This is a genomic window from Acetobacter musti, from assembly GCF_011516835.1.
Lineage (GTDB): Bacteria > Pseudomonadota > Alphaproteobacteria > Acetobacterales > Acetobacteraceae > Acetobacter > Acetobacter musti.
Genome location: NZ_WOTB01000061.1, coordinates 1 through 10,734 on the forward strand (window position 1 = coordinate 1; position 10,734 = coordinate 10,734).

The window sequence follows — 10,734 nt, forward strand, 5'->3', positions numbered from 1 at the left end:
ACTCCACCTCTCCTCACCTTGTTGTCCCGCGGGAGTCTGCCCTTCTGCCCCGATTAAGGCAAGCCTGTTCTGAGGCGTGGTAAAGGGGCATTACCACGCCTCAGAAACCCGACACTCTATAAAAGAAAACGGCGGAAAACCGCCCGCCCCCGCCTCAGAGCGGCCCTCTGAGCCCCTCCAGCAGCGGATCCAGATCAGTCAGCGACCGCACGCCATACAGGGCCAGAAACCGCTCCGTGGTCACCCACAGCAGCGGCTGCCCGGGCACCGGCTTGCGACCAGGGCTGCGGATCAGGCCCTGCTCCTGCAGCGTCGCCAGCGTCTGCTGCGGCAGCGGCGCATCCCGGAAGCTTTCAATCTCCGGCCGGGTCACCGGCTGACGGGCCGCGATCAGCAGCAGCGCCTCCAGCACCGCCCGCGGCAGCCGCTGCGGCCGCTCCCGGGTCGCGGCCCGCAGCGCGTCACCGAGATCGGCGGCGGTGCGGAACATCCAGCCGTCTGCGGCCGGCACTAGCTCAAAGCCCAGCCCCGCCGTCCGCGCCGCCACCCGGGCCATAATGGCCCCCACATCCACGTCCTGGCCCAGCGCCCGGGCCAGAGCCGTCTGCGACACCGGATTGCTGCTGCGGAACAGCAGGGCCTCCGCCAGGCGGACCAGCGGAAGAGACGGATCATCCATCCGCTGCACTCTCTGCGCGGGCCTGTGCGGCCCCGATCCCGAGGATTCCGGGCCGATACGGCCCCTCGAACAGATCGCCCAGCGCGGACCGGGATTTCCAGGTCAGGCGGCGCTGCGCTGCGTGCCAGGCCCGGTCATGCTGCAGGTGACAGCGCTGACACAGGGCGCGCAGATTGCGCCAGCGGTTGTTGCGCGGGTCGTGGTCCAGATGCGCCGCCGCCAGCACCACCCGGATCTCGCGCAGGCCGATCTGTTCGATCAGGTCGGGACAGCGTGTCACCCGGCCCCGGGCATCGCGCCACACCCCCTGCCCGGCGTCGAACCACAGGCCCGGGGCGACCGTCCGGACCCGCTCACCGTGCGGGCAGCCGCACCGCTGGCAGCGTCCCTGCGCCCGCTCAAAGCGCACAGACCGGCTGATCTGCGGCCAGTCGGCCGGATAGAGCGGCTTCAGTTCAGGGCGGATCGGCACGGCCTGTTATTCCCGAAAAATCACCTTTTGTTCTTTCTACGCACAAGACATCGAAAAGTACAGAGACTCACAAACTTTGTAGAATATTGGGAATTAACGCACACGAAGCGATACTGGCTATTCTGTCACCGATAACAACGTTTCGAGCGGTTTTAATGTCTTATCTCCTCCCCTTTTGCCGATCACGTCTCAGTTTCGGAGGGTTATTTAATTTCAACCGCAAAAAAATCAGAGCCAGCGTCTTTTCGTCTCAGCAGATCCATGAGGTTAAAGGGACTGACGACAGGTAATCCCTCATTCGTCGCCTGGCCAGTATCGATCAATTAGCAATTTGGCTGCTTCCTCCATCTCCTGGCGCGATCGCAATTCCGGCAATACGAAGGTTACCTGCAAACGCTTTGCCGACTTGACATCTATCTTCACAATTTCCTTCCCATCGGAGTCCCGTGTGATGGCGGCGGAGCCTCGCCTGGCACCACCACTGCCGCGGCGACGGAGATGGCCCAGCTCGGCCGCGACTGTACTTTCGAGTTCGCGGGCAACAGCTGCCGCTTCCGTAAGATAGTTTGGATCTTTACCCCGCATACCCGCGATCCGTTCCGCAGCCGCGTAGACTATTTCCCGAGACACACCGTCTTTGATCAGAGGTTTTATCTGCATCACATGTTTAAGCCGCACATCATGCGGACTGACAAAAGCCTTCGTAACGGCTTCCGGCAACCTGGCCAGATCAAGATATCGGCTCAGCCAAGCCTCAGAAACGTTGAGACGATCTGCCATTGTCTTCTGACGTCCTTGGTAATAGCGCTCAAGTCCCAGAAGATAATCTTTCGCACGCTCGTAATCCGTAAGATCTTCGCGCGCCCTGTTTTCAAGGTCGGCAATACGAAATGCTTCTTCGTCGTCCATTTCGCGTGGCTCGACGAGAAATTTGATATCACGATAGTTATGTGTATTGAGCCACGATACGGACCAGTGACGCCGTGCGCCACATATTACCTCGAATTCAAAATCCGGATCGTCAGTTAACCGCCGGACAATCGCCGGAACTTCCTGGCGACCCTGTGCGCGAATACTCTCAATAAGCTCATGACAGTTTTCATATGTCAAAGCAGCGTAATCACGATTGTGACCTTGCCACATCCTACACCGCTTTGGATCGACAGACTCATGAGTTCGCGTAACAACCTTGCCGCTCGCCACCTCAGCCAATCGGTTGGTACGGTCGTTAATAATTGACCGATGCGGACGTGCCTGTCCCTGCCTTCCTGGCACCCCCGAAATCGCAGCGGCCAGTCCGTCCGCAAACGCCTTGTTCTTTCCCGACATCTATTCCTCCACTTCATTCACGCAATAATATTCGCGAGTCTGCCGGTAACAGCTGTTCTTTGATCGATACGGACCTTTCCGACTCTTAGAAATATGGAATTGCAACGTTGCAATTCCTGGAAAAATCGTACTTTCCATAAGTTTGACGAGGCCATTCGCCAAGGAAGACATCACACCAGACCTTCCTTTCGAAGCCGTTCCTGATGACTTGGCCACATTGCCCGAATATCTGTCTCGAGCTCTTTACAAACCGCATTTAAATATGTGAGGCATCGTTCACGGACCGACTTGCTAGTGATCGCACCTTGTTGCTCATAAACAGTCATTAGCCTGGCGGTAGCGTTATCTATTTCAGCAGAGTTTTTCAGTGGTGCCCTGACAAGATGATGACCGAAGATGGTCTGCATCAGCTTAATCAGTTCTCGATGGATCGATTTATTTTCTTCCACGCGAGAAGCTACAAATTTGAGAAATTCCAGAGATGGTGCCCTGTCAAACTGATCGAGCGTCCGCAACGTCTCTTCCAGCATAGACAAAAAAGCGGTGGTCGATGAGAAATCCATTATCGTTGGAGGTACAGGAACAACCAAAGCATTCGCCGCTCGCAGTACCGATAGCGAAATTGCGCCCAAAGCTGGCGGCGGATCCATAATAATCACATCAAAACTGGGGGCTATCGACGCCAGTCCAACCGACAGCCGATCCACCAGACCTGGCTCTCCCTTCGCCATCCGCGCAGCAATCTCGTATTCTGACTGAAATAGGCGTAAATTTGACGGTATCAGAAATAACCCGTCAAAATGTGTTGGTTTCAGCGCGTAACTAAGCGAAGAACGCTCGTCATGACGTAAAAATGGATAGAGCGTTTCATCCTCGGATAAATCCAGATCTGGCACATAACCGAATAATGTTGTTGCTGATGCCTGACTGTCGCAATCAACCAACGCCACGCGATAGCCCTGAATCGCAAGATACTGAGCAAGATGCACAGCGACCGTCGATTTCCCAACGCCTCCTTTGAAATTCTGCACCGCTATTATCGCTGGCGGATCGCGTTGATCACGCCAGGGACGAGTGCCGAATATCCCCCGCATGTCATTAACTTGTTCGAGAGTGTACCCCACACGGCGGTTATTTATGCCTCGTCGCGGCTCCGGCAGGCGCCCATCCTTTTCTGCATCACGAATAGCCGCAGGTGTCCTCCCTACCAGCTCAGCGGCCTGACCAATCTGAAATGTCGGTTCCCGCCGCTCACCGGCTCGCGCTGCAACGGCGCCTGTTCTAAGATTTTCGAGGACTGCAGCGGCCTTGTCTGCGAGCCCTTCCACCATTTGTAGACTGGTGGCTCCGATCTGCTCGAAATCAGCTGTCATAGATTTGTCTTTCGATAAACGTCCGCCATACGTCGACTTTCGCTTTTCAGGTCATACAGTCGGCTATTTCACAAGTCGATGATCTGGACGACAGTAACTTCATTTTAATTTGGTTGCGATGATCGACAGCACAATGGTCCGGGCTCACCAGCATAGTGCGGGCGCCCGTAAAAAAAGGGGCGTGGATCAGGCCATCGGACGGTCCCGTGGCAGACTGACCACGAAAATCCACGCTGTCGTTGATGCTGCGGGAAAGGGTGTGGCCCTTTCCCTGACGCCTGGACAAGGGCGGACATCACTGAAGCAGAACCTCTCCTTGATGAAGTCGATCCCAAAGCCTTTATCACCGACAAGGCTTATGATGCTGATCCGCTCATCGAAAAACTCAGAGAACGGCAGATCACACCGGTCATTCCGGCGAAGAGAAACCGGCGCCATCCACGGAAGACCTCCCTCTCGTTTTATAAAAAGCGAAACATCATCGAACGATTCTTCGTCGGACTGAAGCAGTTCAGGGGCATTGCAACACGATACGATAAACTGAAAGCTACCTTCCTCGCAGCCGAACAACGTAAAACGATTTGAACATTCGTAACCGGGTGGGGGAGCAGGGGGGAGAGGCAGGCTAAGAGTCCATCCTGACCTCCCGGGGGGGGGATTGGAAGCCGCGTAAGAGATCCTGACCTCGTGGAGGGGGATTGGTCTAAAATCCAACACCAAACCTGTCTTTGTGGGGGCATCTGTAAAGGATAACGGATTCTGGCGTCAGTTCGAGGGACAGCAATACATATATGAATGCTTCAGCCTCGATTATCGTCTCACATTCTCGCCGCCGCTTGTGCTTTATAGCAAAGCAGCCCATCTTTTTCGAAAGGGACGAAATCCTTCACACGGAATTGCAATATAGCGGTTCCATGTGAAAAAGCGGCAATTTTAGTCAGCAATCGGCCTTATTCCGCCACTTGCTATTCGAACGCAGACTTTCGCAAAAGACATCCCGACGGTTGAATTTTCGAAAGCAACCCGAACCGATTCTCATGCAATTGCAACGTTGCAATCAGTCGTAAAGCGATATGGGCAAATGTAAAATGTGCTCCTGACAGGACAATCATCCTACCTTTAACATCGTCCTTCGGCTGACCATGAGCTGAAACGCGACTCGAGATAGGCAGACAGCCCATCTAAAGGCGCTTTAACCACCATTAGAAAAATGTCGCTCCGCTGAATAATCTCACTGCGCAATCCCCCAAGCGGTCAGGTTACTCAGACCCCCAGACGGTCAGGTCACACCCCCCATAACGTCAGGCAAAGTTCCCCCAGACGGTCAGGTTGCATCCCCCATGAGGGCAGGACACATCGAGAAAAATGGCTGTTCCATCGCGATTTCATCGCTAGAATCAGAATCACTTTAAAAGAATCAGAATCACCCGCAGCGAGCTGCGGGCATTTTTATTAATTTAACCGATGTACAGTTGCCTGACATAGATCAGCAAAAAACTTTCCCGTAATAGATGGGTGTCATAAACCTCTTCACCTGACCTCTCTGTCGCGATAAGGTCAGGATACGAATCGTTTCGCTACGCGCATGCCGAGTAAGAGACCTAATGTCACTGTTACCTGACACCAAGCAGGAACCTAAACGCGCTATGCGCGTTGCCCGCGCGCTTCAGCGTAAGGGCCACGAGGAATTTGCAAAACCGGGTCATCTCGTTGAAATACGGTTCGTCAGAGGACAATCCCTAAGTCTGACAGCCTCAAGGCTCCTCGCACTGATGATTCTTGTCGCGGGCGGAGATGCCTGGAAGCCTGTAACTCATCGTATGCGCAAGGCAGATATAAGACGCGGTCATAAAGGCAATGAACGCATCAGCGACATGCTTGAAGAGCTCCACGGCACGTTATTTGCCGAAGACGATATTTCATGGCGAGGCAGAAAAGCCACACGCCGTTTCTCACTAATTGCTTCTTCCAAGGAAGAGGCTGAAAATACTGAACCCGGAAAAGAAGCTGGATGGATAGAGTGGGAATTTACCCCGGATGCCCGCAGGTTAATTCAGGAATCTGAGACGTACGCCGTTATGAATCGTACCGCGGTACTTGGTTTCCGCTCCGCTTATGCACTGAAACTTTATGAAATCGGAGCTCTAAGGGTAAAACGGCGTCAGACAATGTGGAAAGGCGACGTAATTGCTTTCCGTGCGGCTTTGGGAATTTCGCCTGATGTTTACAAAGATTTTGCGCAATTAAGAAGAAAAGTGTTAACAGTTTGCAAGAATGAAATCGACGAACTTGCTCATTTTACAGTTGAATGGGAGGAAATTCGGCAGGGACGAACTGTAAAAGAACTTGAAATTACTTTTCGGCCGAAAGACACGCCTGCTGTCATACAACATGGCACGGCGCCCGAAGTTTCACAATTACCGCCTTTGGCGGCTGGCCGGCCTACGGCAAATAAAAACACTGATTGGACGAAATGCGAAAAGGATTTGACCTTTCCCATCGGCTCACTTCAGTTTGGGATTGATCAGGAAACTTTTGCTAAGATCGCTCGAATATCAGGCGGAGGCTGGGACATTGATCTTATTGCCGAAGCGTTTCGCGATCACCTTGGTGAGAGGCTATCCAAACTTCACGGCGCGAAGCTCAAAGCGGCTTGGAAGGGTTTCTGCGAAAGCTACCACAATCGCCGCGGTCGTCCGTGACAACGAGCCGTGTTTCGATTCAGCTAAGCTAATACAAAACGTTTACAGACGCTCTATCAGAAGCTGCTTCCGCACGTCGCGTGAAATTGCAACGTTGCAATTTCCAGTCGTCATTAGGCTTTGCCAACTTGGCACATCCTCGTTTCTTGGAAGAAACTCTGGCACACTCCGCCCGCAAGAACATGTCTACCGAAACCGGACTCATAATAAAGTTTCGGGCGGCGTGCCGCAAGGGCTGGCGGCAGCGCCAACGTCATGGACATTACCCCGCTCAGAGCACTCGAAGAGGAAGACTGTTATGCCACGGCCGCCGAACAGGTCGTGCTATCACGGTTTGTCGGCTCCGGGGCAGGGGACCTGACGAACAATCTGTTTCCGTCCGGTCAAGACGGCTTCAGGGCGGATGGAAACGATCTTCTCGGAGCGGGTAATCCATGCCCCGGTCGAGCCGGAAATCCATTGCGCGCACGATGCCCTGGCGGTCTGCCTGCATGAAACGGGCGGCGAGGGGATGCCGCGCATCGCCGAGCTTCTGGGGCAGCCCGAGGGCGATGACGTCGCAGCCCTTGGTGAGGCGGTGTATCTCGACCCGGAGCGCAGCACGGACGGGCGCGATGTCTGGATCACGGTGGACGAGACGCTTTCCGGCGCGGTGCGCACAAAGCTGGAGCAGGCCCGCGTGATGCGGCCCGGGCCGACCCCCGCTACGCCCGCAATGTGACGGCCCTGGACGCCGTGCGGCCGGCCGATCTGCGCCCGTCAGAAATCGCGGCGCGCCTTGGAGCCCCCTGGCTGCCGGTCAGCGACATCATCGCCTTTACCGCCGAGATTCGGGGGGTGGAGACCACCATCCATCATTCCGCCGCCGTAGCTTGCTGCACGGTGGAGGAGCGAGGATTCTTGCACAAGGCAGAGGCCACCTCTGTCTGGGGGATGGAACGCCGTCATGCGGGGAAACTGCTCGAAGATGCGCTGCCCCATGCGTCACCAAAGATCTGGGAGGTCTGGCGCGACGTTGACGGCAATGAGTATCGCGAGCTGACCACGAAGGAAACGGAAGCCGCAAAGGAAAAACTCGCGGCGATCAGGCGTGCTTTCGAGACATGGGTCTGGCAGGACGGCCACCGGGCAGAGCGGCTGGTCCGGCTGTATAACGATACCTGCAACAACCTCGTGGCGCGGGAGCTCGACGGCTCCCATCTCCGCCCGCCTAGCACCAGCACCACGATCAGTCTGCGCAGCCACCAGAAGCGGGTGATCTGGCGGATCATCGCGGCTGGCGGCACGTATATTGCCCACGCCATTGGCTCGGGAAAGACGTTCTCGATGGTCGCCGCCGTCATGGAGCAGAAGCGTCTCGGCCTGATCAGCAAGGCGATGATCGCCGTGCCCGGCCACTGTCTGGCGCAGATGGCGCGCGAGTTCCTGATGCTCTACCCGACGGGGCGGATCCTTGTCGCCGATGAGACCAACTTCGTGAAGGCGAAGCGGCAGGGCAATCAGCGCGAGGAAATCGAGCTGTGGCCTCGCCATGTCGGACGACCGGTCCATCCGCCGGATCGTGGCTCCTGTTCCAGGGGCGGATGGCGGTGAAGAATGGCGAGGAAGAGAAATGGATCCTCGGACAGATCGAGGACTTCGCTGCCGTGTGCGAGGCCGAATCGAGCTGGATGCGGCGCTCCGAGAAGCGCACCGTCGATGTGACGTTGTTCCTCGAAGCACGGTCGGGTCGCATCAGCATCACGGTCGAAGCCGGGCATCACGAAGGTGGTTCAGGCCAAGGGCATCCTCCCGCGCAACACGGGTAAGGAGATGCGCAAGGCTCTGATGGAGCGGGTAGGGGAGGGGGAGGCGGGTCCATCCTGAGGCCTGGTTTGGGCTAGATGTCGCGAAGCTGAACGCCTCATTCGAGGAAGCCCTGAATCCACCGCCACCATTTGAAGCAAGGGACGACGATCTGGGGACGCCGATGGTGACGAAGCGGAGCATGGCGACGACGCAGTCACGGATGGCGGTGAGATGGCTGTTGCACAGGCGCCTGACCCTGAGCAGGAGATTGTTTCGAACGATGATGACGTCGGGTCATCGCGGCACGCGGCAGAAGGGAACGGGAAAGTGGGGTCCTGACGACGAGGACGAAAGCCCGCTTCCACCGTCGCAGACACCGGATGAGTTCGTCAGATCGCATATCGAGTTCATCGCGATCCGGTAAAGCGTCTTGGGAGGGCGTATCCAAGGAGTGTTGTTGTGGCGTTTCCTGCGCTTCATTGTGATATTGGAATAGTAGAAAGTGCAGCCAGGAAAAGGATCCGGGGCGAAGATATCAGAAAGGGGGGAACAAACCCGCTGCGCGGGAATGGTGTAGCGTGGCTGTCTATCATCACGGCGTGAGATAGGTGTTTTATTTGAAGCTGACCTGATGGTCCGCCGCACTCTGGCTAGGCTCAGGACTCATTCTTTGAGCCAGAAGATAAAGCTTGCTGCGATGTGGAGAGCGGACATGAAAGTGTGTGCGCAGCGGTCGTATCTGGTCGCAACACGTCGCCAGTCTTTAAGTTTCGCGAACATGTTTTCGATGAGGTGACGCTTTTTATACAGATTCCAGTCATAAGGTGGCTTTGATTTCCGGTTCTTCTTTGGCGGGATACAGGCGGTGATGTTGCGTTCTGCGAGCGACTGCCTGATTTTATTACTGTCGTATCCCCGGTCGCCGATGACTTCTTCTGTCTCATCCGGCAGGTCTGCCAGCAGAACATCCGCCCCTTTGAAGTCGCTGACCTGTCCTGCCGTCAGATAAAGTCGAACCAGTCGTCCCTGACGATCACAGACGGCATGCAGTTTTGAGTTCAGACCGCCTTTTGTCCGTCCGATATGGCGGGAAAAAGCCCCTTTCTGAGCAGGGAGGCGGCTGTCCGGTGAGCCTTGAGATGGGTCGCATCGATCATCAGGCGCTTTGAACGACCCGCCTGTTCTGTCAGCGCTGTAAATATCCGGTCAAAGACATCCAGGCGGCTCCGGCGAATGAAGCGGTTGTATAAGGTCTTGTATGGACCATAGGTTTTCGGAGCATCTTTCCATTGAAGTCCGTTACGGATCACGTAAACGATCCCGCTCAGAACAGCCTGTCGTCCACACGTGGCACGCCATGAGCCAAAGGAAAATATGGCCTGATCAGATCCATCTGGCTCTCAGAAAGCAAAAACACGTCAATCACAGCCTTAACTCTATCGGCAAGACTGTGAATCACAACCGTCCGCTCAATTCAATGAATTAACAGGTCCTGAGCCTATGGCATGTCGTTAGTTAAGCGGGAGGATTATGCCGCTTGTACTTACTCTCGTTTGATCTGTGATGTTTTCTCCCCGTTTTTCGGGGAGAGTATGAATGCGTCGGTATGGTCTGAGCGACGGTCAGTGGGAGCGGATAAAGGATTTCCTCCCGGGTCGTGGAGGTCATGTCGGAGGCACGGCTGCGGATAATCGTCTGTTTGTGGAAGCAGTCCTGTATCGTTATCGCGTAGGCATTCCCTTGCGTGATCTGCCTGTCCGTTTTGGTGACTGGAAGAACGTGCACCGACGACTGCGTCCAGCCTCTGTTCGTGCTTCGGGCACCCGAGCAAAACGGCGCCTCCCGATATGGAGAATTAATCACCAATCACCATAAATCTACGGCGTATTTTCCTCAATGATGACCCTGGAGGGGGAGTGGAATTGTTCCTGCAATGTGATCTCGTTAGGAGTGGCATGAGACTGGCAACGAAGAAACGCCGTGTTCCAGTTGCCTGACAGTGTAAGTCGCGCCACGGACTGCCCGTTCGCAGAATCCACATCGGTTCGATCTCGTTGAGCTTCGCTGTTTCTATCAGTGAGGTAGCGATAGCGCAGCGATCGGCTCCCTCTTCACTGCCGGCGAAGAACGAATTCTTGCGCTCGAGCGCCACAGGACGGCGTAGCGCCGGTATCTCCGGTCGTGGCCGCGCCAGCCGTGCAGCCGGGGCAGTTCTGGCCCTGCGCCACGGTCCATGAACCGTGACCTTCGAGGCACCGGGCCAGAAAATCGAGCGCCGTACGGGGATAATTACGGATTTCAAGCAGGGTGCCGGACGGCACGTCCATCTCATAGGCGCCGCGCTGAAGAACACAGCACGGCCCGCCGCGCAGGAACTTCACGCCCTTGCCT

General features: G+C 55.8%; 7 protein-coding genes and 5 pseudogenes. 6 read left to right on the plus strand and 6 right to left on the minus strand.

Going from position 1 to position 10,734, the window contains the following annotated elements; all coding sequences use genetic code 11:
• Positions 1-154: 154 nt before the first annotated feature.
• The 4 genes from scpB to GOB93_RS20100 form a co-directional block, all read right to left on the minus strand.
• Positions 155-679, minus strand: a complete 525-nt coding sequence (gene scpB / locus GOB93_RS20085) for an SMC-Scp complex subunit ScpB (protein WP_173585174.1) — start codon at positions 677-679, stop codon at positions 155-157.
• Entirely contained in the window at positions 672-1,151 is a 480-nt protein-coding gene (locus GOB93_RS20090; protein ID WP_173585175.1) for a hypothetical protein, read from the minus strand. The genes scpB and GOB93_RS20090 overlap by 8 nt, the downstream gene beginning before the upstream one ends.
• Positions 1,152-1,445: 294 nt before the next feature.
• Positions 1,446-2,480, minus strand: coding sequence for a ParB/RepB/Spo0J family partition protein (locus GOB93_RS20095; protein ID WP_173585176.1), 1,035 nt, complete (start codon positions 2,478-2,480; stop codon positions 1,446-1,448).
• A gap of 170 nt (positions 2,481-2,650) precedes the next feature.
• Positions 2,651-3,853 (minus strand): AAA family ATPase, encoded by a 1,203-nt coding sequence (locus GOB93_RS20100; RefSeq protein WP_173585177.1) that lies wholly within the window; start codon positions 3,851-3,853, stop codon positions 2,651-2,653.
• A 106-nt stretch (positions 3,854-3,959) separates the two neighbouring features.
• Between GOB93_RS20100 and GOB93_RS21830 the strand changes: the two are divergent.
• The 5 genes and pseudogenes from GOB93_RS21830 to GOB93_RS20125 all read left to right on the plus strand — a co-directional run.
• A pseudogene (locus GOB93_RS21830) lies at positions 3,960-4,438 on the plus strand (IS5 family transposase); the annotation flags it as partial.
• A gap of 1,061 nt (positions 4,439-5,499) precedes the next feature.
• Positions 5,500-6,555 carry a replication initiation protein gene (locus tag GOB93_RS20110; protein ID WP_173585178.1) on the plus strand — a complete coding sequence of 352 codons (1,056 nt, stop codon included), beginning with the start codon at positions 5,500-5,502 and terminating at the stop codon, positions 6,553-6,555.
• A 385-nt stretch (positions 6,556-6,940) separates the two neighbouring features.
• Positions 6,941-8,049, plus strand: a pseudogene (locus GOB93_RS20115) (lactate dehydrogenase); the annotation flags it as partial.
• An 89-nt stretch (positions 8,050-8,138) separates the two neighbouring features.
• Positions 8,139-8,363 carry a hypothetical protein gene (locus tag GOB93_RS20120; protein WP_173585179.1) on the plus strand — a complete coding sequence of 75 codons (225 nt, stop codon included), beginning with the start codon at positions 8,139-8,141 and terminating at the stop codon, positions 8,361-8,363.
• Between the two features lie 260 nt (positions 8,364-8,623).
• The gene (locus GOB93_RS20125) at positions 8,624-8,767 is read left to right on the plus strand and encodes a hypothetical protein (RefSeq protein ID WP_173585180.1); all 144 of its coding nucleotides are present in this window, start codon (positions 8,624-8,626) and stop codon (positions 8,765-8,767) included.
• Positions 8,768-9,006: 239 nt separating this feature from the next.
• Here the strand turns inward: GOB93_RS20125 and GOB93_RS20130 are convergent.
• Positions 9,007-9,769, minus strand: a pseudogene (locus GOB93_RS20130) (IS5 family transposase).
• Positions 9,770-9,939: 170 nt separating this feature from the next.
• Between GOB93_RS20130 and GOB93_RS20135 the strand changes: the two are divergent.
• Positions 9,940-10,140: pseudogene (locus GOB93_RS20135) on the plus strand (transposase); the annotation flags it as partial.
• 314 nt (positions 10,141-10,454) lie between these two features.
• Here GOB93_RS20135 and GOB93_RS20140 read toward each other — a convergent pair.
• A pseudogene (locus GOB93_RS20140) lies at positions 10,455-10,734 on the minus strand (hypothetical protein); the annotation flags it as partial.

Bases quoted from the DNA above. Each gene is read 5' to 3' on its own strand.
- scpB (WP_173585174.1), bottom strand. From the start codon at position 679: ATGGATGATCCGTCTCTTCCGCTGGTCCGCCTGGCGGAGGCCCTGCTG.
- GOB93_RS20120 (WP_173585179.1), top strand. From the start codon at position 8,139: ATGGCGGTGAAGAATGGCGAGGAAGAGAAATGGATCCTCGGACAGATC.
- GOB93_RS20095 (WP_173585176.1), bottom strand. From the start codon at position 2,480: ATGTCGGGAAAGAACAAGGCGTTTGCGGACGGACTGGCCGCTGCGATT.
- GOB93_RS20125 (WP_173585180.1), top strand. From the start codon at position 8,624: ATGATGACGTCGGGTCATCGCGGCACGCGGCAGAAGGGAACGGGAAAG.
- GOB93_RS20110 (WP_173585178.1), top strand. From the start codon at position 5,500: ATGCGCGTTGCCCGCGCGCTTCAGCGTAAGGGCCACGAGGAATTTGCA.
- GOB93_RS20100 (WP_173585177.1), bottom strand. From the start codon at position 3,853: ATGACAGCTGATTTCGAGCAGATCGGAGCCACCAGTCTACAAATGGTG.